The sequence below is a fragment of the Olsenella profusa DSM 13989 genome (genome assembly GCF_030811115.1).
GTDB lineage: Bacteria > Actinomycetota > Coriobacteriia > Coriobacteriales > Atopobiaceae > Olsenella_F > Olsenella_F profusa.
The window spans coordinates 2,035,345-2,060,575 of record NZ_JAUSQK010000001.1; the positions used below are offsets into that span (position 1 = coordinate 2,035,345).

Genomic DNA, 25,231 nt, shown 5'->3' on the forward strand with positions numbered 1-25,231 from the left:
ATTGTCGTCGCAGGGCTTATGATGACCATGGTAACCCATTTTCCGCAGCTAGATAGCAAAGACAGTACTGGTTAGCTGCGGTTCTGTTGATGGGTGGCTGACTATCCTCTGTGTTGGAGCGTTAGCCTATTTGCCTTAGCTAAGACCTGTTTGGCCTGCTTGGTTGTGAGGAACTTGAGCTTGAGCTCCTCGAGGCCACAGGAGGCGGCCAGGGCGTCAGACTCGTCCGTCCTGTGGTCGAACACCCACCAGTTGGAATCGAAGTTCGTGGCTGACATGGCCTTGATCTCACGTCTTATGTGGGCCGCGGGGACACCCGTCTGGCACTGCAGGATCCGAAGGATCGTGAGGGCCACGAAGCACGTGAGGAAGTGGGCCTCTATATGGGCGTCCGTCCAGACGTAGACGGGCCTGGTCCTGAGCTCTGACTTGGTGAGTTTGAAGGACTCCTCTATCCGCCAGAGCTCCCGGTAGGCATCGAGTATCTTCTCGTCCTGCCAGTCTGTCTCGCTTGTGACGACGAGGTAGTAGCCGTCCAAGTCCTCTGCCTCCCTGATGGCATCCTCATCCAGGGAGAGCTTGCGGGCATCGGCAATAGTGCCCGTGTCCCTGTCGAAGGTGAGGCCCCTCACGTACTTTGCCGCCCCATGGGCCTCATGGGCGCTGAAGGCGGCGGGGCTTTTAATGAGCGTGCGTGCCCTCTCGATCACCTTGGCCCTGTCGTGGCGGGCACGCTCCTGGTACTTCCTTGACCAGAAGCCGACGTACTTCACGGGAATCCTTATGTCCTTGGGCTTTCCGCCCTTCGTATCCCCTGCCTTGATGTGGCAGGCCTTGAAGCCCTGCTTGCTCTTGATCTTGAAGTCGTCTCCCATGTGGCGGTAGCCCTGGTCGTCCGTGAGCCACCTCTTCAGGGCGGCGTCCGACTTGGTGCCGCGTGCCGACTGGGAGAAGACGAAGCCGTCCCCCCTGGCCACGGCCGCCGCTATGTTGTCCGACGAGTTGAGGCCCTTGTCGGCGACGGCTATGAGCCTGTCCATCCCGTAGTCGCGCTTGAGGTCGGAGAGCACGGGGATCATGGTCTGGGCGTCTGGGGTGTTGCCCGAAAACTTCCTGTAGCAGATGGGGATGCCCCTCTCGTCCTGCAGGAGCCCCATCTGCACGATCGGGCTCCTCCTGTTCTCCTTGGAGACCCCGCGCTTCCTCAGCTCGTCCTGGGCGTCGCTTTCGAAGTAGTAGTTGGTGACGTCGTAGTAGACGCAGGACATGTCCCTCATGCCCGCGGCCGCTATCCGCCTGTTCATGGAGGAGACGACCTTGTCCTTGGCCCTCGCGAGCTCGTCTAAGGCCCTGTAGAGATCATCGTCCGTGAAGTCGCTCTTGAAGAAGTACCTCTCCCTGTTCTGCCAGGCTGCGCGCTTGGACCCTGGCCCTAGGATCCGCTCTGTCACGAGCAGCCTCGTTACGCTGTTGAGGTCGTATGCCACGCTCCTGCCGCGCAGGTAGTTGCGCAGCACTTGCTCGATCCCCAGGGCGCTGTAGACGGCAAGCGCGATCGCGCACCCCAGGTTCTTCCTGTTGGTCCCCCTCCTGTCGATCTTCTCCAGGGGGTGGATCTCGAGGGGAAGAGCCTGCTCGCCCTCTTTCTTCTCGCGAGTCATCTCAAGGGCCTGGGCCCGTCCCCACTCGATGGGGTCTTGATGCTCCTCCTCGAGCTCGTCGATATAGCCCAAAGACCTCACTTGGCGCTGCTTGGTCTTCTTGCCGACCCGGTAGCTCTCACATACAGAGAGCTTCACCCGTCCGTTCCTCTGTGGGGTCCTCTTCAGAAACATCTTCCGCCCCTCCGCTCTCGAAGGCCACCCCATATATTAGCACATACAACACAATACAACGCGCATAACATTCTATAAACTTGACAAAAAAGTAAAGCCCATCCGGGCTGCTTGGAGTAGGTGTCCTGCGCTCTATTCAGGATTTGTTGCTGCGGAAGAGTGGAGGAGGATAGGCGAAGTCGCGGAGGAGGTTGCGAAGGCCCTTCGTGCCCGGATTGAATACACGTTCTTTCGTCAGCCGCCTCCCGTCATCAATGACCGGAAGTCGCCCAGAAGCTGATCGACGTCTCTAGGGATCTCTATCCCGATGATACGCGCATCATGTCCCGCCCAGTCATGGGTGGCGAAGACTTCGCGTGGTATCTAGAGAGGAAGCCGGGCGCGTTTTTCCTCCTTGCGAATCCTCTGGAGGTGAATGGAAGACTCTGGCCGCAGCACAGCTGCCACTTTGCCCTCGACGAGAGCCTATTCCACAGGGGAATGGAAGTGATGGTCGGTTTTGTAGAGAGGGAGTTGACTTAGACGCCACCTTATGCATTACCTTTTGTCAACTTTGTCGCCGGAAGCACGCTCGTGCCTGATGTGATCGATACGCATGGAAGTGCTCACGCCACCGGCGAAGAATCTGCTCGATTGTCGTCGCAGGGCTTATGATGACCATGGTAATATTATTATGACGGATGGATTTCAGAACAGTTCGGAAGGGAAACCGTAGGGGCGTGCCGCTGGCCACGTCATGAAGAGGTTGACCGTCGGCGAACCTGGTTCCATTCGTTCCCCTTTCTTTGGGCCATTGGTGGATTGACAGTGTCAAAGAGCGTGAACTACCATTTCGCCATGGCCTAAGGCAGCAAGGCTGACTGGGAGTAGATGGGTGACTGGTGTGCCCTCTGGTCTTCAAAACCAGTATGGGCAGGAAACTGCTCGGGTGGGTTCGATTCCCACATGCTCCCGCCATATGCGAAGGGGACGCTGAACGCCTGGGGTTCGGCGTCCCTTGCTCTATCCCGACACGTCCGTCACGAGATGAGGGGTACACGGATGGTGGACCACAACCTATTGCGCAGGATTCCCAAGATGGACGTGGTGTTGGGGCAGGAGTGCATCGCCCAGCTCCTTACGGAGGCCTCCCCGGAGCAGGTCAAGGCCTTCGTACGTGACGAGCTCGAGGGTCTGCGCAGGCGAGTGCTCGCAGGTGAGGTCACCTCCGTGTCCGAGCCCGACGACCTCTGCGAGGTCATCGCCCGTGACTTCAAGCGCAGGGGACCCTATCACCTGCGTCGCGTCATCAACGCCACCGGCATCGTGCTGCACACCAACCTCGGTCGCGCTCCCCTCGGCCGCGAGGTGGCCGAGCACGTGGCGGATGTCGCCTCGGGCTACTCAAACCTCGAGTACGACCTCGACGCCGGCGAGCGCGGCTCGCGCTACACCCACCTCGAGCGCCTCATCTGCGAGCTCACAGGTGCCGAGGATGCGATGGTCGTCAACAACAACGCCGGTGGCGTCTTCCTCATGCTCGACACCCTCTGCAAGGGGGAGGGCGTGGCCGTCTCCAGGGGCGAGCTCGTGGAGATCGGCGGCTCCTTCCGCGTGCCCGACATCATGGCTCGCAGTGGCGCCCGTCTCGTGGAGGTGGGCACCACCAACAAGACGCACCCGACGGACTACGAGCACGCGATGGCCGAGCAGGGCGTCACCACCCTGCTCAAGGTTCACACCTCGAACTTCGTGATGCGTGGCTTCACCGAGAGCGTCTCCGTGACCGAGCTCGCGGACCTGGCACGGCCCTCCGGCGCCCTCGTCCTCTACGACGTGGGGTCCACCTTCCTCTTCCCGGGCGAGGCCTTCGGCATCCCGGGCGCCCAGACGGTGCGCGGCGCCCTCTCCGAGGGGGCCGACCTGGTGAGCTTCTCGGGCGACAAGCTGTTGGGCTCTGCCCAGGGCGGCCTCATCGTCGGCCGCCGCGCGCTCATCGAGAGGATCAAGAAAAACCCCCTCACGCGCATGCTCAGGATCGACAAGCTCTCGCTGGCCGCGCTTGAGATGACGCTGCAGCTGAGCCGCAGCGAGCGCAGCGCCAAGGAGCAGGTGCCCACCCTCAGGATGCTCGCGATGACGCGCGAGGACTGTCACCGGCGGGCGCGCGCCCTCGCCGAGGCGCTTGAGACGGGGGTCCCTACCGCCGAGGTAGAGGAGGTCGAGCTCGAGGACGAGGCGGGTGGCGGGTCGCTCCCGGGCGTGGAGCTGCCCGGGGCTGGTGTGGCCGTGAGCCTCCCGGGCCTCTCCGCCCGCGAGCTCGAGCTGCGTCTGCGCGGGAGCGCCACGCCCATCATCGTACGCGTGAAGGATGGGCGCGTGTGCCTGTCGGCGCGCACCCTCCTTTCGGGCGACGTGGAGGAGGTCATCCCCGTGCTCGCCGACATCGCCCAGGGGGTGGAGCGGCCATGAAGCACGTCATCATCGGCACGGCGGGCCACGTGGACCACGGCAAGACCTGGCTCACGAAGGCGCTGACGGGCACCAACACCGACAGGCTCAAGGAGGAGCAGGAGCGGGGCATCACCATCGACATCGGCTTTGCCCAGCTCATGCTCCCCAACAACCAGAGCGCAAGCATCATCGACGTGCCGGGGCACGAGGGACTCGTGCGCAACATGATCGTGGGCGCCACGGGCATGGACCTTGTGCTCCTCGTGGTGGCCGCCGACGAGGGCTTCATGCCCCAGACGCAGGAACACCTGGAGATCCTGCAGCTCCTTGGCGTGGAGACGGGCATCGTCGTGCTCACGAAGTGCGACGCCGTGGACGGGGAGTGGCTCGAGGTCGTGGAGGCCGACGTTCGCGACCATGTCGAGGGGACCTTCCTTGAGGGGGCGCCCATCGCCCGCGTCTCCGCGCTCACGGGGGAGGGCATCGATGACCTCAGGCAGCTCATCGCCCAGATGGTGGAGCACGCCGTCCCCAAGAACACGGAGCGCGCCTACCGCCTGCCCATCGACCGGAGCTTCTCGAAGAAGGGCTTCGGTACGGTCGTGACGGGCACGCTCGTGGATGGCACGCTGCGGGTTGGCGACAAGCTCGAGGTCTATCCCACCCATGTGATGACGCGCGTGCGCGACCTGCAGAACCACAACGAGTCCGCCCGAGAGATGTATGCGGGGATGCGCGTCGCGGCAAACCTCACGGGGGTCGAGCGTGCCGACGTGCGTCGCGGACGCATCATCGCACAGCCTGGCACCGTTGAGGTCACCAGGCGTGTCACCGTCCAGCTGCAGCTTACGAGCGATGCCCCCTTCTCGGTCAAGAACTCCTCGTCCCTGCACTTCTTCACGGGCACGCAGGAGGTCGTGGGCAGGGTGCGCCTGCTGGAGACGGACGAGATGCAACCGGGTGAGACGGGCTTTGCCCAGCTCTCGTTCGACGAGGACGTCTCGGCTCGCAACCATGACCGCTTCATCGTGCGCTTCTTCTCGCCCATGGTGACCGTGGGAGGCGGCAGCATCCTGGACATGGCCTCCGGGAGGCTGAAGCGCAACAACGAGGATGTCATCGCACGCCTGCGCTCCCTTGCGGGAAGCGCCACGCAGCGGGTCGAACAGCGGGTGATCGACGCCCGTCTCGCGCCCCTGCCACGGCAGGCGCTGTCGGTGATGGAGAACCTCTCTGCGGCCGAGACCGACCAGGTCCTTTCGCCCCTGCTCGACGAGGGCCGCATCCTTGCGGTGGGAGAGGGGCTCATCTCGGCCGTCTGGTTCGATCGCCTGAGGGACAACGTGCTCGACGTCCTGCGTGGCTACCATGCCGCCCACACCCTCGAGAGGGGCATCCGCCTGGGCGAGCTGCGCGAGCGTGCGTTCTCGAGCTGTCCCGAATCCGCGGATGCCCTCATCGCCCGGTTCAGGGACGAGGGCCTCATCGAGATGGGCGGTGGCTGCGTGTGGCTGGCGGGCTTCGCGCCGAGCTTCAGTGCGGAGCAGAGCAGGCTCTACGAGCGTGTGAAGGCGGCCTTTGACGAGACGGGGTACGAGGCGCGGGGCAACGACGAGGTCAGGGTCGCGCTGGGCGTTGACGCGCAGCCCTTTGCCGAGGTGTTCGCCCGGTTGCTGGCCGATGGGACCATCGTTGCCGTGACGAGCGACTCCTCGGTGGGTGGCGATGCCTATCGCCGGGCGCTCCAGACGTTCCGCTCGATGTTCGAGTCCGATGATCGGGTCACCATCGCCCAGTTCAGGGATCGCCTGGGCATCTCGCGCAAGTTCGCGCAGCTGCTCTTGGACTCCTTCGACAAGGCGCGCATCTCCAAGCTCGTGGGGGACGCCCGCGTCCTGTTGGGCTCATAGGTGCTAGCGTGTCATAGGCTGCCTGCGGGCAGCATAACGAGAGGAGAATGGTATGGCACAGAAGATTTCGGTTGACGCGATGGGGAAGGAGTGCCCGATTCCCGTCGTCATGACCCTCAAGGCCATGAAGGGGCTCACCGAGGCCACGACGGTCGAGACGATGGTCGACAACAGGACGGCGGTGGGGAACCTGCAGCGCCTCGCCGAGGAGAAGGGCTGCACCTGCTCGGTCGAGGGGGACGATGGCGCCTTCACCGTGAGCATCGAGGTGCCCGAGGGCGGCATCAGCGAGGGCGACGACCAGGCCTTCGTGGCCTCCTGCACCCCCCAACGCAAGAACGTCGTGGTGCAGATCGCCTCCGACACCATGGGCATCGGCGCCGATGACCTGGGCAAGCAGCTGCTCAAGGGCTTCATCTACGCCCTCGCCCAGCTCGATGATCCTCCCGCGACCGTCCTGCTGTACAACGGCGGCGCTCACGTCTCCTGCGAGGGCTCCGACTCCCTCGAGGACCTCAAGGCCCTCGAGGATCGTGGTACCGAGATCCTCACCTGCGGCACCTGCCTCGACCACTACGGCATCGCGGACAAGCTCAAGGTGGGTGGCGTGACCAACATGTACACCATCACCGAGAAGCTCGCCCAGGCGAGCCTCATCATCCGCCCCTAGGCGGCCGCCGCATGGCGATACGGAGAAGGCCCCAGCTGGTGATCTCGTTCGCGACCACGACGGCCGCCATGGCCGCCGAGGCGTACTTCAAGGAGCAGGGGCTGCCGGGGCGGATCATCCCGCTTCCCCGCGAGGTGTCCGCAGGCTGTGGCCTCTCCTGGAAGGCCGACCTCGCCGACGAGGCCACGCTCACCGAGGCGCTCGATGTTGCGGGCATCGCCTTCTCCGGCGTGCACCACGTCACCATCTAGCTCGCCCATGGTGCCGGCTGCCTGCGGTCTTTGCAGGCAGCCGGCACGTCCCTCGTGCCATCGGGCGCGCTGGTGCTCTCACCCAACCTGAAAGGTGGATCCCATGATCTATCTCGACAACGCCGCGACCACGATGCGCAAGCCCGATTGCGTGGTTGAGGCCGTGACCAGGGCGCTCACCACCATGGGAAATGCTTCGCGCGGGTCGCACGGCGAGGCCCTCGCCGCCTCGCGGGTTGACTTTGCCTGCCGCCAGCAGCTTGCGCGCCTGTTCGGCTGTCCCCGTCCCGACCACGTGGCCTTCGCCCCCAACTCCACCGAGGCCCTCAACGTGGCGCTCATGGGCACGCTGAGGCCGGGCGATCACGTGATCACCACGGTGACGGAGCACAACTCGGTCCTGAGGCCCCTCTACCGCCTGCAGGCGGAGCGCGCGGTCGAGCTCTCCTTTGTGGGCGTCGACGAGTTGGGGCGGGTGCGGCTGGAGGAGTTCGAGCGGCTCGTGCGTCCCAACACGCGCGCCATCGTGTGCAATCACGCCTCCAACGTGACGGGTAACCTGCTCGACCTCGCACCCGTGGGCCGGGTGGCCCGCGAGCACGGACTCCTCCTCATCGTCGACGCCTCCCAGACGGCCGGCGTCATCCCCATCGACATGGATGCCATCGGCATCGACATCCTCTGCTTCACGGGCCACAAGGGGCTCATGGGCCCCCAGGGCACCGGTGGCCTCTGCGTGAGGGAGGGCGTGGAGATCGAACCCCTCAAGGTGGGTGGCACGGGCGTGCAGTCCTACTCCAAGATCCAGCCCAGGGAGTATCCCACCCGCCTGGAGGCCGGCACCCTCAACAGCCATGGGTTGGCGGGCCTCTCGGCAGCCCTGGACTACCTCGAGGAGGTGGGGCCCGACACCATCGCGCGCCACGAGCGCGCCCTTGCGGAGTCGTTCTATGAGGGCGTGCGCGCCATCGAGGGCGTCCGGGTGTACGGGGACATCGTGCTGCCCGACCATGGGCCGCGCTGTGCCGTGGTGGCCCTCAACGTGGGCGACTACGAGTCCGGCGAGGTCTCGGACGCCCTGGCCCAGGACTATGACATCGCCACGCGCCCCGGCGCACACTGCGCCCCCCTCATGCACGAGGCCCTCGGTACCGTGGAGCAGGGCATCGTGCGCTTCAGCTTCTCCTGGTTCAACTCCTCCGACGAGGTCGAGGCGGCCGTGCAGGCGGTCGCGGAGATCGCGGGATAGGCCCGCAGGCGGAGGCGCCCTACGTCAGGATGCCGGGCGCCGGTCCAGCCCCAGGATGAGCACGACCGCATCCAGGACTCGCTCCGTGAGGCTCTGGATGCGCTGGTCGGTTGGCTCTGTCCCCATCAGGCCCGTGAGGACATCATGGTAGTAGCTCACCGTGATGTCGTTCATGAGCTCGATGCGCTCCTGGCTGATGCCCAGATCGCTCGCGCAGGGCTCGAGCACGCTCAGGTTGCGCTCATGGAGGTTCCCCGAGAGGACCATTGAGAGGACGGCTCCGCTGAGGTGGTCGAGCTGGTTGGGATAGATGGAGTAGTAGCGCTTGACCACCTCGTCCAACATCGAGCTGCTGGCCCCGAAGAAGAGGCTGTTGAAGATCTCAGGCTTGCGGAAGGTGAAGAGGCAGAACTGGCGCCAGCTCCAGAGGTAGGTCTCGAGGGGCGTGTCATGGGGGATGTCGTTGTCAACCAGCGACCGGCAGTAGCTCTCGAGATATCCCACGAGCGAGAGCTGCACGAGCTCGTCCAGGTTCTGGAAATAGAGGTAGAGCGTGGCGCTGCTATAGCCGGTGCCATTGGAGATCTTCCGTATGGAGACGTTGGCGATGCCGTCTTGGTCTATGGCCTTGCGCGTCGCGCTGATGAACGACGCGATGATGGCGCGACGCTCCTCTTCGGTGTAGCTTGTTCTGCCCATGATTCGTCTGCCTGTACGTTTCTCGGGATGTCCGGTCGTAGGTTCAAGGTACTTCGCTAGCTTCTTATGTCGTCATGTATGTTAATTGTAATCGTTATAGAAAAATATAATGCAACCGGGGCTCATGACCTCTCCGTTTCGACCATCCACACACTTTGATGCCACGAACTACCGGCCACTCTATATCATAAGCATGTTTGTGGTCCGTGAGAGCGCGATTGGGCGCCCACCGCTCTGGTGGCGCGTGAGCAAGAGGGAGCTGGCCTATGACTACGACCCCAACGATGTCCTCACACCAGACTCCGGACGTCGTCACCTGCTGGACGCGTCAGGTGCCCCAGGTGGTGGAGGAGATCGAGAGGACGGGCCGCTATGTGGTGCGCGAGGAGTACGTGCGTGCCAAGAACGACACCATATCCGACTATTACCTGGGGCTATATCGGTGGTACACCCACGGGTGCCGGCGCCTCGTCGACATTCCCGCCGACGCGGACCTCCCCATCTGGCTGGCGCTCACCCCATCGGGACGTCTGGGCATGGTGGAGGGAACCGTGTCCCTTACGCTTGCGGTGCCACGCGACCACCTCTTCGTCCTGGACTATGACAAGTGGGGCTATCGTGTGAACGACTGGTACGTGCCGTTGGACGAAGCCGACGAGCAGCGCCACAACGAGGAGCTCGCCCGCGTGGGCGTCACCAACGAGTCGCTGCTCTTCACCAGCGACAAGGGCAACTTCTATCCTGCGCTCAAGCGGAAGATCGAGGCAAGCTGGCAGCGGGTGTTCTCCTCCGCGAACGAGGACATGGAAAAGAACGTGGGAACGATCTGGGAGATGCGGAAGGAGTGGGTCATCGATGTCGAGCGATGGCATGGGTAGCGAGGCGCATGGCGCCTCTGCCACGAAGGCTGACACCATACGCCTCTGGACCGCCCAGGCGCAGGTCGTGCTTGACACGCTCGAGCGCGAGGGTGTCTATCGCGTGAAGATGCGCTTCGTGGACCAGAAGTTCGGCGACACGGCGTGGATCTTCAGGAAGGCGTACCAGTTCTACGTGCATGGCGCAGAGCGACTCGTGCCGCGTCCCGAGGGCAGCGAGTCGGCTATCTGGTGCTACCGCAACGCGCGTTGGGCGACGATGGACGAAAACTGCACGCTCCTGCAGCTTGAGGTCCCACGTGACCAGGTGGTGCTCTTCGACCTCAGGAGCTGGAACCGGATCCTCAACCTTCAGTACATCCCCCTGGACGGCGAGGACGAGCACCGCTGGCGGCATGAGCTCAAGGAGCAGGGCATCACCAACATGAACAAGGTGTTCCAGACGCCCATGTACCCGTTCCTCAGGCGCAAGGTCGAATCCAGCTGGGAGCGCCTCTTCACGTCCGCGCAGCACTGTGAGGACGAGTACCTCCAGGCGGGGCTGTGGGAGCTTCGCCCCGAGTGGATCGTGCTCAGGGTGGGCTTTGGGGGAGACTTCACCCCCTATGCCCAGGGGCATGGAGCATAGGTGCGAAGCGCGTGGAGGGGCTGGTTCTCAGGTGGTGCCACAACGATGGCAGCATATCGGACGAGCTGTGTCTATACTTATCCATATCCAGTTGATTGACGGCCCTGCATGGCCTGGGCCCCCATAACCGTCGGCGGAAGGGTATAGGCATCCATGGATTTCAAGCAGCTCCAGTCCTTCGTGACGGTCATCCGGTACGGGAGCTTTACGAAGGCGGCGGAAAGCCTCTCCATCTCGCAACCCACCATCTCCACCCATGTCCGTGCCCTTGAGGAGGAGCTGGGAACCCCCTTGGTGCTTCGGACGGCCAAGCATGTGGAGCTTACCCCCCAGGGCAATCGCGTGTTCGAGCAGGCCGTCACGATGCTCGCCATGCGCGACCGCATGCTCGAGGTCATGCAGAGCCGCGAGCGCAATGCCATCTATCTGGGCACCTCCTCCATTCCCTCGGCATACATCCTGCCGGAGGCGCTGCCGGAGTACGCGCGCCTGCACCCAGAGATCCGCTTCCTGATATACCAGCATGACAGCCAGGACATCGTCAGTGGGCTGACCGAGGGCGTGTACGACGTGGGCCTCACGGGCATGCCAGCGGACGAGCCATCGCTCGAATGCGTCGCCTTCTGCAAGGATCACATGGTCATCGTCACCCCTCCCGACGAGCGCTTCTCAGCGTCGCAGGGCGCCCCGATGGAAGTCGCCCAGAGGCTTCTGACCACGGAGCACATGGTCATTCGCAATGAGGGGAGCGGCAGCCGCGCAACCATGGACAGCATCCTCGACGGCATGGGCATCACAGACGAGGCGCTCGACATCGTGGCGCGCGTGAACGACCAGGAGACCATCAAGAACCTGGTCGAGAGCGGCTTTGGCATCACCGTGGTATCGTCGCGCGCCGTGCGCGACCGTGTGGCCGCAGGGCGGCTCCTCCAGTTCGAGATTCCGTGTCCCGCCGCGGAGCGCATGCTCTATCTGGCCTATCGCAAGAACTCGCTCTTTGACGAGCACGCCCAGGACTTCGTGACCTTCCTGCGTCTCCACTATGCCAGCGAGGGCTGAGGGGCCGTGGGGCGTCCCGTGCGCCTCTCGCCAGGTCTTATGGGTCCATCACCCAGAACGTCGTGCCCAGCGTATCGAAGGCCACCTGCACGTGACGTGCGGCAAAGAACGCCTTGATCCTCTCCTTTGCCCCTGAGAGGTCCTCGGGGCCAGCCTCGAGGGAGAAGGTCTGCCCACCACAGGCATCATGCAGGTGCACGGTAACGGCAGGAAACGTTCCCGCCAGGGACTTCTTGAGATCGATGACGTCGTCGAGGGGAATGACTCTACGCATGACCCTCCTTCTCGTGGGTTGGGATGTGGGGGTTCTACCCGTTCGCGATGCCTGCTAAGCTGGTGACGGATCCGATGCCACCGTCCCCGTCCGTCCCGTGCGCGTCTGGGTGCGCGTTTGGGCCCCAAGTGCGTGCTGCCTCGACTCGTCCTATGGCGTCCGTACCGCTCATGCCCTTGTCTAGGGTGCCATTGACCGGTTTTTTGGTTTGTGAGGCGCGGAATCCTGGTGCTCAGGGCGAAGACACCGCGCACTTCGGGCCTTATCGCTCCCATGGGGTGGCCTTTGCGCGGGCGCGGGTGGGTTCTGGCAGATGAGTCATGGTCCTGTCATGGTTCTCATGGGGCGGCTCACGCGCTTTCGTCAGCGGCCTTGCCGTGTACGCTAGGGGGTGCTTGGAACAGGACGATGGGAGGCATGTGGGCGCGTGCGAGGAGATGAGGGCGACCTGTCACGTGGCGCGCTTGGGATGCCCATCGTCAACCTCCGTCCCGTTGGCCTGGGACCCCTTGCGGGGTCCTGAGCGCTGGGTGGCCCCTGCAGGCGCTGGACCTCTTTGGCGGCGAGATCGAAGCGCACATCATCAGGAGGCAGTGCCCGGTGGGAGAGCTCAGGGCACCTGTTCGCCGAATATGTCGGTACGAGCGGGGGTGGCCAGGAGGGGCACGTGACGCACCGGGTCGTGTGCAAGCTGTGAGCGCTTGACTTGAGCTGGGCGGATGCTACAGTAGTCACATAGCAGGATCGTAGTCGTAGGAAGTGGGGCAGAACGCTTGCCCCGCTTCCTTTTGTATGAAGCGCGTGTTGGAGGGACTGTGGCACCAGAATCGCTCGTGAGAGAGCTGCTCGGCGTCCTCGAGAAGAGGGCGCCCGAGCATGGCGTGGACATCGTCGACCTCGAGGTCGTGGGATCCAGGAGGGCGCCGGTCGTGCGCGTGCGCATCGACCATGCCGACGAGGGTGCCCCCACGATCACGCTGGACGAGATCTCGGCCGAGACCAGCTGGATCTCGGACGCCATCGACGAGGTGGATCCCATCGAGGGGCCCTTCACGCTCGAGGTCTCCTCTCCCGGCATGGCTCGCCCGCTGCGCAAGGAGCGCGACTTCGCGCGCTTTGCCGGCCAGACCGTGAGCCTCACCACCACGGCCACCGAGGGGCGGCGCCGCTTTACGGGCATGCTCGGGGGGATGCGCGACGGCAGCGTCATCCTCACGGTGGATGGCGACGAAGTCGCCATCCCCTTTGCCGAGGTGAGGTCCTGCAAGATCAAGCCGAGCTTCGAATAGCCCGCACGGCATGTCGCACAGAGAGCGGGGTCGCAGGTCGGCCCCAGGGAAAGGAACACATATGGCATCAGAGATGATGGAAGCGCTCATGGCGCTCTGCGAAGAGAAGCACATCGACCAGCTCGAGCTCATCGATCGCCTCGAGGCCTCGCTCGCCGAGAGCTACGCCAAGGTGCTCAAGCTTCCCTTTGGCGCGCGCGTCACCATCGACCGCGCCACGGGCAAGGTCTACGTCTACGAGCTCGAGCCCGATGACGACTCCATGGACGAGGAGGGCAACTACACCCACTTCTTCGAGAAGGACGTGACACCTCGGGACACGAGCCGCATCGCCGCCCAGCACGCCAAGAACGTCATCAGCGAGATGGTGCGCAACTCAGCCCGCGAGCAGATCTTCGAGGAGTTCTCCGAGCGCATCGGAGACATCATCACCGGCACCGTGCTGCAGACCACGCCCGACTTCGCCATCATCAAGATCCGTGAGGGCGTGGAGGCCGAGCTGCCCTACTTCGACCTCAACCGCTTCCCCAACGAGCGCAACGAGCGCCCCCAGGGTGAGCGCTACATGCACAACCAGCGCATTCGCGCCATCATCATCGACGTGCGCGACCCCAACAGCAAGGAGCAGCCCGTCTCGGGCTCGCGTCAGCGCCCCACGATCGTGGTGTCGCGTACGCATCCCGACCTCATCCGCAGGCTCTTCGAGCTCGAGGTCCCGGAGGTCTACGAGGGCGTCGTGGAGATTCGCTCCATTGCCCGCGAGCCGGGCGTCCGCTCCAAGGTGGCCGTCTCCTCCATTGACGATCGCCTGGACCCCGTGGGCGCCTGCGTGGGACCCAAGGGCAGCCGCGTGCGCACCGTGGTCTCCGAGCTGCGTGGCGAGCGTGTGGACGTCGTCCTGTGGAGCGACGACCTCGCCACGTGCGTCGCCAATGCCCTCTCCCCGGCGAGGGTGAGTCGCGTCATCGTGAGCGACGAGGACAATCATGCCACGGTCATCGTACCGGACGACCAGCTCTCCCTGGCCATCGGCAAGGAGGGCCAGAACGCCCGCCTGGCCGCCCGTCTCACGGGCATGCACATCGACATCAAGAACGAGACCCTCGCGGCCGACATCCTGCGTGAGATGCCCCAGGAGGTCGTCGAGGAGGGCGAGGAGGGCGAGCAGCGCTGTGAGTACGTGGGGCCCACGGGCATCCAGTGCCGCAACATGGCACGCCCCGGCTCTCGCTTCTGCGGCATCCACGAGAAGCTTGCACAGATGGGAGACGCCCCCGTCTCCAGCGACCCCGACTCTCTGATCTAGAGCTTCGACTGAGCGTATCCGCAGAGAAGCTAGGGAAAGGCAAAACCACATGGCAAAGACCCGTGTACATGACCTCGCCAAGGAATATGGCATGACGAGCAAGGAGATGCTCGCGCACCTCTCCGACATGATGATCCCGGCCAAGTCGGCATCATCCACCCTCGAGGATGCCTACGTCTCCATCGTGCGCAAGAAGCTCAAGCCCATCCTCGAGGCGCGCGCCGCAGAGATCGAGGCCCAGAAGAAGGCGGCCGAGGAGGCCAGACGCGCCGAGGAGGAGGCCGCCCGCAAGAAGGCCGAGGCCGAGCGCCTGGAGGCCGAGCGTCGCCGCGAGGCCGAGCGTGCCGAGGAGGAGCGCCGCCGCCTGGAGGCCGAGCGCGTCCGCAGGGAGGCCGAGGCCAAGCGCGCCGAAGAGGAGCGCCTGCGCAAGGGGGAAGAGGAGCGTAACCGCGTGCATGACAACGCGCCGACCTCCGCCCCCTCGTTCTCGAGCCTCCTCGATCAGATCGCCCAGCAGGAGAAGGTCCTCAAGGAGCAGGCTGCTGAGAAGTCGGCCAAGAAGAGGGAGCGGCCTGCGCGCGAGGGCAGGGGCAGACGTCGCGGCAGGTCGGACAACTACCGCTCCCATGGTTCCGGCGAGGCCATCCCCACCCCCCCGTCCGATGGCGACGGCGAGGGTCGCGGTCGCGGTCGCAAGGGGGGCAAGCGCGGCAAGGGCGAGGATCGCTACAGCCGTATGGCCCGTGAGGCCGAGGAGTACACGCGCGAGCAGCGTCATGTCTTCGAGGAGGCCCGCGAGGCCGTCGAGGAGGCGTCGCGCGAGTCCACCGGCAGGCGTAGGAAGCGCAAGGAGCGCCGCCAGAGGCAGCAGGAGGAGGCCCGCGAGGAGGAGCGCATCCAAGAGGCCCTCAAGAACGACCAGGACCTCTCGCAGCTCGACACGGCGAAGGTTCCCCAGGGTGCTACGGTCGCCGATCTCGCCAAGCTGTTGGGCGTGCCCGCCAACGACATCATCAAGCGGCTGTTCCTGCTGGGCACCCCGCTCACCGTCACGGAGTCCATGTCCGACGAGCTCATCGAGCTCGTGGCCGATGACCTCGGCGCGAACGTCAAGATCATGAGCAAGGAGGAGGAGAACTCCTTCACCTTCTACGATGACCCGGCCGACCTCAAGCCCCGCCCACCCGTGGTTACCGTCATGGGCCACGTCGACCACGGCAAGACGTCGCTTCTGGATGCCATCCGCCACACCGGCGTGGCGGAGGGCGAGGCCGGTGGCATCACGCAGGCCATCGGCGCCTCCCAGGTCCAGATCAACGGCCGCACCATCACGTTCATTGACACCCCCGGCCATGAGACCTTCACGGCCATGCGCGCCCGCGGCGCCAGGGTGACCGACATCGTCATCCTGATCGTGGCGGCGGATGACGGCGTGATGCCCCAGACCATCGAGTCCATCAACCATGCCAAGGCCGCCGACGTGCCCATCATCGTGGCCGTCAACAAGATCGACAAGCCCGGCGCGGACCCCACCCGCGTGCGCCAGGAGCTCACCGGACACGGCGTCATCCCCGAGGAGTGGGGCGGACAGAACATGTTCGTCGACATCTCAGCCAAGAAGCATCAGAACATCGATGCCCTGCTCGAGGCCGTCCTGCTCGAGGCCGACGTGCTCGAGCTCAAGGCCAACCCCGACACCTTCGCCTCGGGCAACGTCCTCGAGGCCAAGCTCGACCGGGGTCGTGGCTCCGTGGCGACGCTGCTCGTGAACCGCGGCACGCTACACGTGGGCGATGCCATCGTGGCCGGCATGTGCTTTGGCAAGGTCCGTGCCATGGTCGACCCACACGGTGCCAGCGTGAGCGAGGCCAAGCCCTCCGACCCCGTCGAGGTGCTGGGCCTCTCGAGCGTCCCCATGGCGGGCGACGAGTTCCGCGTGTTCCAGGACGAGCGCGACGCCCGCTCGCTCGCCGACGAGCGAGCCCTCAAGGCCCGCATCGAGGAGCAGAACAAGGTCAGGCACGTCACGCTCGAGAACCTCTTCTCCACGATGGCGGATGCCGACGTCAAGGAGCTCAACCTCATCATCAAGGCCGACGTCCAGGGCTCCATCGAGGCCCTCAAGGACTCGCTGGACAAGATGGACCAGAGCGAGGTGCGCATCAACACCATCCACTCCGCCGTGGGCGCCATCACCGAGACCGACGTCACCCTCGCCGATGCCTCCAACGCCATCATCATCGGCTTCGGCGTGCGTCCCGAGGCCAAGGCCCGTGCCGCAGCCGAGCGCCAGGGCGTGGAGATCCGCACCTACAGCGTCATCTACAAGGCCATCGAGGACATCGACGCCGCCCGCATCGGCATGCTCAAGCCCACCGAGGAGGAGCACCAGACGGCCACCGTGGAGGTGCGCAACACCTTCAAGGTGCCCAAGGTGGGCATCGCCGCCGGCTGCATGGTGCAGGATGGCGAGGTCTCCCGTGACGACCTCTGCCGCCTCGTGCGCGACGGCATCGTGGTCTTCGAGGGCAGGCTCGCCTCCCTCAGGCGCTACAAGGACGATGTCAAGAGCGTCAAGGCCGGCTTCGAATGCGGCATCAGCCTCGAGAGCTTCCAGGACATCCACGTGGGTGACGTCATCGAGAGCTACCGCATCGAAGAGGTAGCCCGTACGGAGTAGCCATGAAACAGAACAGGAACTCGCGCAGGGTCAACCAGATCGCCCGCGAGAAGCTCGCCAGCATCCTCCTCCTTGAGGTGTCAGACCCCGACCTCGCGCTCGTGACGCTCACGGGCGTGGAGGTCTCGGTCGACAAGAGCGTGCTCAAGGCGTACGTCAGCTGCGACCACGACCGCTACGAGCCCGTCAGGCAGGCACTCGAGCGAGCCCGGGGCCGCGTCCGCAGCCTGTTGGGCCATGCCTTGGGGTGGCGCGTGACGCCCGAGCTCATCTTCGAGATCGACACGACGGCGGACGAGGCGGAGCGCATCGCCCGTGCGCTCGAGCATGCCCCCGCCACGCTGGCGGTGGAGAAGGACGAGGCGGGCTACCCCATCACCACCCACAGGGACGAGCCTGTGCCCTCGGGTGAGGCGGACGGGAACCCGAAGGGGGATGAGCAGCCCGTATGACACTTCGCGTCACCCCACGGCAGACGAAGGTGCTCGGACGCATGGCCGCCCTCATCGAGGACAGCCCGACCATCGCCATCTGCGCACACACCTCGCCCGATGGCGATGCCATAGGGTCGGGGCTTGCGCTTGCGATGATCATCCGCGCGCACTGCCCCCACTCCCAGGTGACCAACCTCCTGGCCGATGATGCGCCGGTGCCGCGCATCTACCGCTTCCTGCCGGGCGCGGACGGCTTCGTGCGCGCCCGGGACTACCACGAGGACCCCGACCTCTTCATCAGTGTGGACCTCTCCAGGGACAGCCGCCTGAACGAGGCGGAGGTCGTCCTCGGGCGCTCCGCCCACCACGCCATCATCGACCATCATCCCTGCACGTCGCATACGGGGGATGTCGCCCTCATCCGTCCGGATGCCGCCGCCGCAGGCGTCCTGGTGACGGAGTTCGCGCAGCAACTGGGCGTGACGCTCACCCCCGCCATGGCGCAGTGCCTCTTCTGTGCCATCACGACGGATACGGGGCGCTTCCAGTACCAGAACGCCGACCCCGAGGCCTTTCAGGTGGCATCGCTCCTGGTGGACGCCGGTGCCCGCCCGTCCGAGGTGTCGCTCAACGTGTATCAGAGCTTCTCCCTGTCCTACCTGCACCTCGAGGCCGCTGTCATGGCGCGCATCACGACGTTCGCCCAGGGTCGCATCGCCTACAGCTATGCCACGGAGGAGGACTTCGAGCGCACGAACGCCCAGCTGGACGAGTGCGACGGCCTCATTGACGTCGTGCGGAGCGTTGCCGGGGGCGAGGTGGCGCTCTTCCTCAAGGAGGTGCCGGGCGGCCATGTGCGCGGCAACCTCCGCTCCAAGAACGACCTCGACGTCTCGCTCGTTGCCGCCGAGCTGGGCGGTGGCGGTCACAAGGCCGCCGCGGGCTTCACCTTCGACGGCGAGCTGGGGGAGGCCCTCTCGGCCGTGCTGCCGCTACTGCGCTCGCTCTTCGATGACGAGGGGCCCTCCCGTGCCACGAAGGCCGAGGCATAGGGTGCGCAGAGGTCCCGCGAAGATCAACCGCATCATTGCGCTCGACAAGCCCCTGGGCATGACCAGCCACGACGTCGTGGCACGCATGCGCCGTGCCGTGGGAGAGCGCCGCGTGGGCCATGCGGGCACGCTCGACCCCGCTGCCACGGGCGTGCTTGTGGTGGGCATCGGTCAGGCCACGCGCCTCCTGGGCAGGCTGGCGCTCGACCGCAAGGGGTATGACGCCCGCATCCTCTTCGGGTCGGAGACTGCGACGGAGGATGCCGAAGGGGAGGTCACGCATACGGCGCCCGTCCCATACGAGCTGCGCGACGAGGCGTGCGCCCGCTCGGCGCTCGACCGCATGATGGGACCCCAAAGTCAGGTGCCTCCCGCATACTCGGCCATCTCCGTCAGGGGCAGGCGCGCCTACGAGGTGGCGCGCAGCGGCGGACACGTCGACCTCGCGCCTCGCGGCATCGAGGTCTTCGAGGCGACGCTTCTGGGCATTGACGGGTCGCAGGGTGTCGCGTGGGACGTCCACTTCGAGGTCTCGAAGGGCACCTACGTGCGGAGCCTCGCGCGTGACCTCGGGCGCGCCGTGGGCAGCGCCGCACATCTCGCTGGCCTGAGGAGGACGAGCGCGGGTGTGGTGGCGCTCTCGCAGTGCGGGGCGCTCCCCGCCCTCGAGACGGGCGGCCTGTCGGCGCTCGATGCGTGTACGGTCGACCCCATCAGCGTCCTGGGGGCGTTGCGCCGTGACGTCACGGAGGCGGAGGCGCGCCTGGCATCATGCGGCCAGGCGCTTGCGGCGTCGTCCGACGCCGCCTCGGGCGCGACATGCGCCCTCGTTCATGGGGGGCTGCTGGTCGGCCTGGCCGAGATAAGGGACGGCAGGCTGCGCCCACGGCTCAACTTCCCCCAGGGCATCGAAGGGGTTCGGTAGACCATGGCTGACGTCCGGAGGCTTCTGGTCGACCTTGGCTGCGCGGATGTGCGCGAGTTGGCTGCGCGTGCGACCCCGTCCCCCTTGGCGGACGCATGCCTACGGCATGACCATGGCTTCTATACGCTCTATGGGCGCGGGGGGACGGAAGTCGGGCCTCAGGCACCAGTCTGCGCGTGCATGGGGGGCTTCGATGGCGTCCATCGGGGGCACAGGGAGCTTGTGCGCGCCTGTCATGACGAGGCGCGGCTGAGGGGCGTCATCGCGCTCGCCATCACCTTTGACCCTTTGCCCTCGCTCGTCCTCGAGGGGCGGGCGCATGGACACTGCCTGCTCTCCACCGAGCGGCGTGTCCGGCTCCTGCTGGATGCGGGCATGGATGCCGTCTGCGTGCTGGCGTTTGACAAGACCCTTGCGCATACCCCCTATGCCGACTTCGTCGATGGCCTGCTGCCGAAGGTTGCCCATGTCGAGTCCCTTCACGTGGGCGCCAACTTTCGCTTCGGCTTCGAGGGGGCGGGCACGCCAGCGGCGCTCGCGCGGCTGGGCCAGGCGCGGGGGTTCTCCGTCCACATCCACGACCTGCTGGCGCAGGGTGCAGCACCCGTCTCGTCCACGCGTACGCGCGCACTGCTCGCCCAGGGTAGCGTCGAGGATGCCGCACGCCTGTTGGGTCGCCCCCATGTCGTGCATGGGGTCGTCGAGCACGGACGGGGGGAGGGGACCACCCTTGGCTTTCCCACGGCGAACGTGCATGTCGATGCCCGACTGTGCCTGCCGGCCGAGGGGGTGTATGCGGGCTTCGTCATCTGCGGTCCCACGGCATGGCCCGCCGCCATCAACGTGGGCGCGTCGCCCACGTTCTCGACACCGCGGGCGTCATTTCTGGAGGCCAACCTCATCGGCTTTGCGGGTAAGCTCTATGGGCGTGAGGTGGATGTGGCGTTCGTCTCGTGGCTGCGGCCCTCTCGCCCCTTCGATTCCACCGTGAAGCTGGAACGTACGGTGCGCTCCAACATCGATTGGGTACGTACCAACCTAGGTGATGATGGGCTGGAGGTGCGCGGATGATAACCGACGAGGACAAGGAGCGCGTGCGCCAGGCCACCGACATCCTGCAGCTGGTGGGCGAGACGGTGGAGCTGCGCCAGCGTGGGCAGGACTTCTGGGGCTGCTGCCCCTTCCACCATGAGAAGAGTCCCTCCTTTCACGTGAACCCCCAGACGGGCCTGTGGAAGTGCTTTGGCTGCGGCGCGGGGGGCGACGTCTTTGCCTATGTCATGAAGCGCGAGAGCCTCGACTTCCCCGATTCCATCCGCTACCTGGCAGAGCGTGCCGGCATCGAGCTCACGGAGGAACGGGGGAGCCAGCGCAGGGGTCCCCGCCGCAACCGTCTCATGGAGTGTCTCGCCGATGCGGAGCGCTTCTTTGGCACCTACCTCATGCGAGGCAGGGGGGAGGGCGCCGCTGCCGCCCGGCACTACCTGGCGGGCAGGGGCTTTGGCTCTGCCGTGTGCAGGCGCTGGGGCCTGGGCTATGCGCCGGGGCATGGCATGCTCGTGGCGCACCTGACGGCCCAGGGCTTCACGCCCCAGGAGATCCTCGCAGCCGACCTCGCCCTCTCAGGATCCGGACGGCTGCGCGACCGCTTCTTCGACCGGGCGATGTTTCCCATCCACGACGAGCAGGGCAAGTGCATCGGCTTTGGTGGGCGCGTGCTCACCGATGCCAAGCCCAAGTACCTCAACACCAAGGACACGGCCGTGTTCCATAAGGGCAAGCACCTCTTTGCCTTCGATCGCGCGCGCGACGCCATGGTGTCCACGGGCACGGCCATCGTCTGCGAGGGCTATACGGACGTCATCTCCATGCACGAGGCGGGCCTCACCAACGTGGTGGCGGCGCTGGGCACGGCGCTCACGCTCGATCACGTGAAGATGATCTCGCGCTTCGCCAAGAGCCGCATCATCTGCATGTTCGATGGCGATGCGGCGGGGCAGCGCGCGGCCGAGCGCACCGTGCAGTATGTGGACAAGACGAACCTTGAGCTTCTGTGCGTGGTGCTTCCGGGCAACATGGATCCGGCGGAGTACCTTGCCGCCGAGGGCGCCGACGCCCTCAGGGGGCGCCTGGATGCCGCACGACCGCTCATGAGCTTCGTCTTCGAGCGGCACCTCGAGCGGTATGACCTCTCGGTACCGGGTCAGCGCGTCGCGGCACTGGATGACCTTGCGGCGCTCCTGTCCCCGCTTTCCGACTCCATCCTCCTGAACGAGTATGCGACGCAGCTCGCGGGTCTCGTAGGCGCCAATATGGAGGAGACGCGCCGTCGCATTCGCTCGGCGGGTGCCAAGGCCCGCTCGCGCACGCAGGCATCCCTGGGACAGGGGCGGTCCGCCGAGGACGAGCCCCCGGCGAATGCCTATGGGCCGTATGTCTACGAGGGGGACGAGCTGGGTGGAGAGGGGACCGCCCCCGCCGGTGTCCCTCCCGCGATGGAGCCTGCCGTCACGTTCTCCGATGAGGAGCGCCGCCAACTCGATGCCGAGCGCGAGCTGTTGTCGCTCATGACCACGGACCTTGCCGTCGTGCGACCGCTGGGGGAACGCATCGGCTCGCTCTCATGGGCGGACGGGCGCCATGAGTCCATGGCCTGGGCCATGCTTGCCACGCCGATGGATGCCGCACCGCACGACGTGGTGCGCGCCGCCGAGGGCGTGGTGCCGGAGGCCCCGCAGATACTCTCCTCCGGGACGCTCGACGTCACGTCTGACATGTCGACCCAGCAGAAGGCCGCCTTTCTGGTGGACGTCATCGAACTCTGGGCGGACCGTCGCAGGGTGCGGCAGATTCAGGCACAGCTCAAGGCACTGGGTGCCGGTGAGCCGAGACAGGAGGCCCGCGACCTCTTCGCCGAGGCCACCACGATCCAACGGCGCATCAACGAGCTCGTGACGCAGCTTCCCGTGCGTGTGTAACGTCGGGAAAACGGGTATCATGGATAGGCTCTGACCCATAGAAAGGAAACTCGTGGCCAAGAAATCCGCCTCCGCAGCATCCACCCTCCCCGACAGGCTCCAGGGCGTCGCCGATACGCTGATACAGCAATCCGCATCCAACGGCCACAAGGTGAGTGAGGATGACATCCAGATCGCCCTTGCCGACATCGATGTCGATGACGAGGAGCTGTCCGCTCTCTACGACCAGGTCCGTGCCAAGGGCGTGGAGATCACCAGCGAGGTCGAGAGCCAAGACGATGCCACAGGCCCCTCAGACGAGGATGACCTCGAAGGTTCGGACGACCTCGATGACGATCAGGGGCTCGCTGACGACGAGGAGGACGTCCGTCGCAACGAGGCGCGCGAGGAGGCCCGCGCGGCCAACGAGATCCTGCGCAGCACATCCAAGAACAAGCAGCGCAAGCGCTCCAGCCGTGCCCGTGCCCGTCGCACGGACGCCTCCACCGTCATGCTCACGGGCGACCCCGTGCGCATGTACCTCAAGGAGATCGGCAAGGTCGACCTGCTGACCGCCTCCGAGGAGGTCCATCTGGCCATGAAGATCGAGGCGGGCACCGAGGCCGCCGACAAGCTCGAGGCCGCCGAGGATGGCGAGATCGAGCTCACCCGTGCCGAGCAGCGGCGCCTCATGCGCATCGAACAGGTGGGCCTCGAGGCCAAGCAGGCCCTCATCAGCGCCAACCTGCGTCTGACCGTCTCCATTGCCAAGCGCTATGTTGGCCGTGGCATGCTCTTCCTCGACCTCATCCAAGAGGGCAACCTCGGTCTCATCCGCGCGGTCGAGAAGTTCGACTACACCAAGGGCTTCAAGTTCTCGACGTATGCCACGTGGTGGATTCGCCAGGCCATCACGCGTGCCATCGCCGACCAGGCACGCACCATCCGCATCCCCGTGCACATGGTGGAGACCATCAACAAGCTCGTGCGCGTCCAGCGCCAGCTCCTCCAGGAGCTGGGTCGCGACCCCACGCCCGAGGAGATCGGTGAGGAGATGGGCATCACGGCCGATCGCGTGCGCGAGATCCAGAAGATCAGCCAAGAGCCCGTCTCGCTCGAGACGCCCATCGGCGAGGAGGAGGACTCCCAGCTGGGTGACTTCATCGAGGACTCCACGGCCGTGGCCCCCCCAGAGGCGGCGAGCGACTCCATGCTGCGCGAACAGCTTGAGCAGGTGCTCGATGGCCTGGCGGATCGCGAGCGCAAGGTCATCAGGTTCCGCTTTGGGCTTGAGGACGGCCATCCGCGCACGCTCGAGGAGGTCGGTCGCGAGTTTGGCGTCACGCGCGAGCGCATTCGCCAGATCGAGAGCAAGACGCTCGCAAAGCTGCGTCACCCGTCCCGCTCCGGCCGCCTCAAGGACTTCATGGAGGACTAGTGCCGCCCTCACATGCAGATGCCACGAGGAAGTCGTACACCATGAGGAGTCGTATGCAATTGCATACGACTCCCTTTTTACAAATGTGCAGGTAAAAGACTTGTTGAGAGAAATCCGTATGATTATATCGTTAGAATTCAAACAAGATAATGCGAACGACTTATACGGGAGACCCACGTGAGAGACATGCATGGAGCGTTTGGAATGAAAAAAGACGGCCGAAGCCGTCTTGAAGTCTCTGGCTCCCCGGGCAGGATTCGAACCTGCGACACGCTGATTAACAGTCAGCTGCGCTACCGCTGCGCCACCGGGGAATGTGTGTGGTTGTGCATCGCACGAGCAATAACTATAGCGGTTCGCCGGATTCTTGCAAGGAGAAATTCGGCTCCAGCGTGCGCCCTTAAAACATCCACGAGTCGCATGTGAGGGCACGGACCCGTGGCCAGTCATGTCGGGTGTCTCTATGTCTCCATGCGCCACATGGCCCACGCGTAGTCACCGCCCCCTGCTCTGACGATTGCTACCATTGCCCCAACAGTGAGGGAGAAGAAGCATGGCAGATCAGGCCTCGAGGCAAAACAGAAAGCGCCTCCTCATCTCGGGGATGCTTCTTACCGGAATTTTATTGTATATGATGGTCCGGTTTTACTTTTTGTGCCTCAGTCTCCAACTAGAGTCGACAGGCTCCGTGCAGCAAACCATAGACCACCATGGGAGCTTGCTGATGGTCATGGGCGAGTTGCTCATGCTTTCGACCATTCTCTGTGGATGCACGTTCTACAACGTGCGTAAACTATATTTCCAGAACGAAAGGGTGCCGACAGGGCTTCTCGTGGTGAGCCTTGCGCTCCTGTCGATGGCATGGCTGGCCATAGTGGTGAAGACCGGCAGGCTCGTCTATCCCATCAACGGTCTGCCTGTCGTCACAGGCGACAGTCTCAAAACGACTTTGGCCGAAATCTATGCACTATGGCATGCGTGCGACATCCTGCTGGGGCTGTTCATGATCTCCTGGTCCGGGTTGGTATCACATTCCTTTTGGAAGTACAGCGGGGCGGCTGTTGGTTTGATGCAGATGCTCTGTACATATTTCGCTCAAGGCATGAAGCCGATCCCCTTGTCGATGGCGATCGCCCTCTCGACGATATGGTTGCTAAGACGTGGCCTGTCCAGCGTCAATGACCTCTTTCCCACCATCTGATTTCACAGGCCGCACGCGAGGGCACGGGCGGGCAAGAGGCGCTGTGCTACCATGATTCGAAGT

At 64.8% G+C, this 25,231-nt stretch carries 21 protein-coding genes, 2 tRNA genes and 1 pseudogene; 20 read left to right on the forward strand and 4 right to left on the reverse strand.

What is annotated here, in order from left to right:
• Window positions 1-101: 101 nt before the first annotated feature.
• On the reverse strand, window positions 102-1,835 hold the full coding sequence (locus tag J2S71_RS09410) for an IS1634 family transposase (protein WP_307387966.1): 1,734 nt from the start codon (window positions 1,833-1,835) through the stop codon (window positions 102-104).
• Between the two features lie 273 nt (window positions 1,836-2,108).
• Between J2S71_RS09410 and J2S71_RS09415 the strand changes: the two are divergent.
• From J2S71_RS09415 to J2S71_RS09445, 7 genes and pseudogenes are all read left to right on the forward strand, one after another.
• Window positions 2,109-2,357, forward strand: a pseudogene (locus J2S71_RS09415) (hypothetical protein); the annotation flags it as partial.
• Window positions 2,358-2,697: 340 nt separating this feature from the next.
• Window positions 2,698-2,792: transfer RNA gene (locus J2S71_RS09420), tRNA-Sec, on the forward strand.
• Window positions 2,793-2,876: 84 nt separating this feature from the next.
• The gene (gene selA / locus J2S71_RS09425; RefSeq protein WP_307391219.1) at window positions 2,877-4,286 is read left to right on the forward strand and encodes an L-seryl-tRNA(Sec) selenium transferase; all 1,410 of its coding nucleotides are present in this window, start codon (window positions 2,877-2,879) and stop codon (window positions 4,284-4,286) included.
• Window positions 4,283-6,178 (forward strand): selenocysteine-specific translation elongation factor, encoded by a 1,896-nt coding sequence (selB, locus tag J2S71_RS09430; RefSeq protein ID WP_307391222.1) that lies wholly within the window; start codon window positions 4,283-4,285, stop codon window positions 6,176-6,178. Before selA ends, selB begins: the two co-directional genes overlap by 4 nt.
• Window positions 6,179-6,230: 52 nt before the next feature.
• Window positions 6,231-6,848 carry a sulfurtransferase-like selenium metabolism protein YedF gene (yedF, locus tag J2S71_RS09435; protein ID WP_021726616.1) on the forward strand — a complete coding sequence of 206 codons (618 nt, stop codon included), beginning with the start codon at window positions 6,231-6,233 and terminating at the stop codon, window positions 6,846-6,848.
• A gap of 11 nt (window positions 6,849-6,859) precedes the next feature.
• Window positions 6,860-7,099 (forward strand): putative Se/S carrier protein, encoded by a 240-nt coding sequence (locus tag J2S71_RS09440; protein WP_021726553.1) that lies wholly within the window; start codon window positions 6,860-6,862, stop codon window positions 7,097-7,099.
• A gap of 103 nt (window positions 7,100-7,202) precedes the next feature.
• The gene (locus J2S71_RS09445) at window positions 7,203-8,348 is read left to right on the forward strand and encodes an aminotransferase class V-fold PLP-dependent enzyme (RefSeq protein ID WP_021726558.1); all 1,146 of its coding nucleotides are present in this window, start codon (window positions 7,203-7,205) and stop codon (window positions 8,346-8,348) included.
• 24 nt (window positions 8,349-8,372) lie between these two features.
• On the opposite strand, the gene J2S71_RS09450 is transcribed toward J2S71_RS09445, so the two are convergent.
• On the reverse strand, window positions 8,373-9,047 hold the full coding sequence (locus J2S71_RS09450; protein ID WP_307391226.1) for a TetR/AcrR family transcriptional regulator: 675 nt from the start codon (window positions 9,045-9,047) through the stop codon (window positions 8,373-8,375).
• Window positions 9,048-9,313: 266 nt separating this feature from the next.
• Between J2S71_RS09450 and J2S71_RS09455 the strand changes: the two genes are divergently transcribed.
• The 3 genes from J2S71_RS09455 (at window position 9,314) to J2S71_RS09465 (ending at window position 11,612) form a co-directional block, all read left to right on the forward strand.
• Entirely contained in the window at window positions 9,314-9,925 is a 612-nt protein-coding gene (locus J2S71_RS09455) for a DUF3841 domain-containing protein (RefSeq protein ID WP_307391229.1), read from the forward strand.
• Window positions 9,903-10,553, forward strand: coding sequence for a DUF3841 domain-containing protein (locus tag J2S71_RS09460; RefSeq protein ID WP_021726633.1), 651 nt, complete (start codon window positions 9,903-9,905; stop codon window positions 10,551-10,553). The genes J2S71_RS09455 and J2S71_RS09460 overlap by 23 nt, the downstream gene beginning before the upstream one ends.
• 153 nt (window positions 10,554-10,706) lie before the next feature.
• Window positions 10,707-11,612: a selenium metabolism-associated LysR family transcriptional regulator gene (locus J2S71_RS09465; RefSeq protein WP_021726567.1), complete on the forward strand. Its 906-nt coding sequence runs from the start codon at window positions 10,707-10,709 to the stop codon at window positions 11,610-11,612.
• Between the two features lie 37 nt (window positions 11,613-11,649).
• Here the strand turns inward: J2S71_RS09465 and J2S71_RS09470 are convergent, their stop codons facing one another.
• Window positions 11,650-11,886 (reverse strand): RDAC family protein, encoded by a 237-nt coding sequence (locus J2S71_RS09470; RefSeq protein ID WP_021726556.1) that lies wholly within the window; start codon window positions 11,884-11,886, stop codon window positions 11,650-11,652.
• Between the two features lie 833 nt (window positions 11,887-12,719).
• Here J2S71_RS09470 and rimP point away from each other — a divergent pair.
• The 9 genes from rimP (at window position 12,720) to rpoD (ending at window position 23,967) form a co-directional block, all read left to right on the forward strand.
• Entirely contained in the window at window positions 12,720-13,175 is a 456-nt protein-coding gene (gene rimP / locus J2S71_RS09475) for a ribosome maturation factor RimP (protein WP_307391239.1), read from the forward strand.
• A 61-nt stretch (window positions 13,176-13,236) separates the two neighbouring features.
• On the forward strand, window positions 13,237-14,481 hold the full coding sequence (gene nusA, locus J2S71_RS09480; protein ID WP_307391242.1) for a transcription termination factor NusA: 1,245 nt from the start codon (window positions 13,237-13,239) through the stop codon (window positions 14,479-14,481).
• 49 nt (window positions 14,482-14,530) lie between these two features.
• Window positions 14,531-17,161, forward strand: coding sequence for a translation initiation factor IF-2 (gene infB, locus J2S71_RS09485; protein ID WP_307391245.1), 2,631 nt, complete (start codon window positions 14,531-14,533; stop codon window positions 17,159-17,161).
• Window positions 17,162-17,163: 2 nt separating this feature from the next.
• Window positions 17,164-17,613, forward strand: a complete 450-nt coding sequence (gene rbfA, locus J2S71_RS09490; RefSeq protein ID WP_021726584.1) for a 30S ribosome-binding factor RbfA — start codon at window positions 17,164-17,166, stop codon at window positions 17,611-17,613.
• Window positions 17,610-18,647 carry a DHH family phosphoesterase gene (locus J2S71_RS09495; RefSeq protein ID WP_307391249.1) on the forward strand — a complete coding sequence of 346 codons (1,038 nt, stop codon included), beginning with the start codon at window positions 17,610-17,612 and terminating at the stop codon, window positions 18,645-18,647. Before rbfA ends, J2S71_RS09495 begins: the two co-directional genes overlap by 4 nt.
• Window positions 18,625-19,572, forward strand: coding sequence for a tRNA pseudouridine(55) synthase TruB (truB, locus tag J2S71_RS09500; RefSeq protein WP_307391251.1), 948 nt, complete (start codon window positions 18,625-18,627; stop codon window positions 19,570-19,572). The genes J2S71_RS09495 and truB overlap by 23 nt, the downstream gene beginning before the upstream one ends.
• A gap of 3 nt (window positions 19,573-19,575) precedes the next feature.
• Window positions 19,576-20,643, forward strand: a complete 1,068-nt coding sequence (gene ribF, locus J2S71_RS09505) for a riboflavin biosynthesis protein RibF (RefSeq protein ID WP_307391254.1) — start codon at window positions 19,576-19,578, stop codon at window positions 20,641-20,643.
• Window positions 20,640-22,550, forward strand: a complete 1,911-nt coding sequence (dnaG, locus tag J2S71_RS09510; RefSeq protein ID WP_021726596.1) for a DNA primase — start codon at window positions 20,640-20,642, stop codon at window positions 22,548-22,550. The genes ribF and dnaG overlap by 4 nt, the downstream gene beginning before the upstream one ends.
• Before the next feature lie 52 nt (window positions 22,551-22,602).
• Window positions 22,603-23,967 (forward strand): RNA polymerase sigma factor RpoD, encoded by a 1,365-nt coding sequence (rpoD, locus tag J2S71_RS09515; protein ID WP_021726586.1) that lies wholly within the window; start codon window positions 22,603-22,605, stop codon window positions 23,965-23,967.
• Window positions 23,968-24,206: 239 nt separating this feature from the next.
• Here rpoD and J2S71_RS09520 read toward each other — a convergent pair.
• Window positions 24,207-24,281: transfer RNA gene (locus J2S71_RS09520), tRNA-Asn, on the reverse strand.
• Window positions 24,282-24,520: 239 nt separating this feature from the next.
• Between J2S71_RS09520 and J2S71_RS09525 the strand changes: the two genes are divergently transcribed.
• The gene (locus tag J2S71_RS09525) at window positions 24,521-25,168 is read left to right on the forward strand and encodes a hypothetical protein (protein WP_040651950.1); all 648 of its coding nucleotides are present in this window, start codon (window positions 24,521-24,523) and stop codon (window positions 25,166-25,168) included.
• Window positions 25,169-25,231: the final 63 nt, after the last annotated feature.

Excerpts from the sequence above, each read along its gene's own strand:
- rbfA (WP_021726584.1), top strand. The coding sequence starts at position 17,164 with ATGAAACAGAACAGGAACTCGCGCAGGGTCAACCAGATCGCCCGCGAG.
- J2S71_RS09440 (WP_021726553.1), top strand. The coding sequence starts at position 6,860 with ATGGCGATACGGAGAAGGCCCCAGCTGGTGATCTCGTTCGCGACCACG.
- J2S71_RS09460 (WP_021726633.1), top strand. The coding sequence starts at position 9,903 with ATGTCGAGCGATGGCATGGGTAGCGAGGCGCATGGCGCCTCTGCCACG.
- J2S71_RS09410 (WP_307387966.1), bottom strand. The coding sequence starts at position 1,835 with ATGTTTCTGAAGAGGACCCCACAGAGGAACGGACGGGTGAAGCTCTCT.
- dnaG (WP_021726596.1), top strand. The coding sequence starts at position 20,640 with ATGATAACCGACGAGGACAAGGAGCGCGTGCGCCAGGCCACCGACATC.
- yedF (WP_021726616.1), top strand. The coding sequence starts at position 6,231 with ATGGCACAGAAGATTTCGGTTGACGCGATGGGGAAGGAGTGCCCGATT.
- J2S71_RS09450 (WP_307391226.1), bottom strand. The coding sequence starts at position 9,047 with ATGGGCAGAACAAGCTACACCGAAGAGGAGCGTCGCGCCATCATCGCG.
- J2S71_RS09445 (WP_021726558.1), top strand. The coding sequence starts at position 7,203 with ATGATCTATCTCGACAACGCCGCGACCACGATGCGCAAGCCCGATTGC.
- ribF (WP_307391254.1), top strand. The coding sequence starts at position 19,576 with ATGGCTGACGTCCGGAGGCTTCTGGTCGACCTTGGCTGCGCGGATGTG.
- J2S71_RS09525 (WP_040651950.1), top strand. The coding sequence starts at position 24,521 with ATGGCAGATCAGGCCTCGAGGCAAAACAGAAAGCGCCTCCTCATCTCG.
- infB (WP_307391245.1), top strand. The coding sequence starts at position 14,531 with ATGGCAAAGACCCGTGTACATGACCTCGCCAAGGAATATGGCATGACG.
- selB (WP_307391222.1), top strand. The coding sequence starts at position 4,283 with ATGAAGCACGTCATCATCGGCACGGCGGGCCACGTGGACCACGGCAAG.
- J2S71_RS09470 (WP_021726556.1), bottom strand. The coding sequence starts at position 11,886 with ATGCGTAGAGTCATTCCCCTCGACGACGTCATCGATCTCAAGAAGTCC.
- J2S71_RS09455 (WP_307391229.1), top strand. The coding sequence starts at position 9,314 with ATGACTACGACCCCAACGATGTCCTCACACCAGACTCCGGACGTCGTC.
- J2S71_RS09465 (WP_021726567.1), top strand. The coding sequence starts at position 10,707 with ATGGATTTCAAGCAGCTCCAGTCCTTCGTGACGGTCATCCGGTACGGG.
- J2S71_RS09495 (WP_307391249.1), top strand. The coding sequence starts at position 17,610 with ATGACACTTCGCGTCACCCCACGGCAGACGAAGGTGCTCGGACGCATG.
- nusA (WP_307391242.1), top strand. The coding sequence starts at position 13,237 with ATGGCATCAGAGATGATGGAAGCGCTCATGGCGCTCTGCGAAGAGAAG.
- selA (WP_307391219.1), top strand. The coding sequence starts at position 2,877 with ATGGTGGACCACAACCTATTGCGCAGGATTCCCAAGATGGACGTGGTG.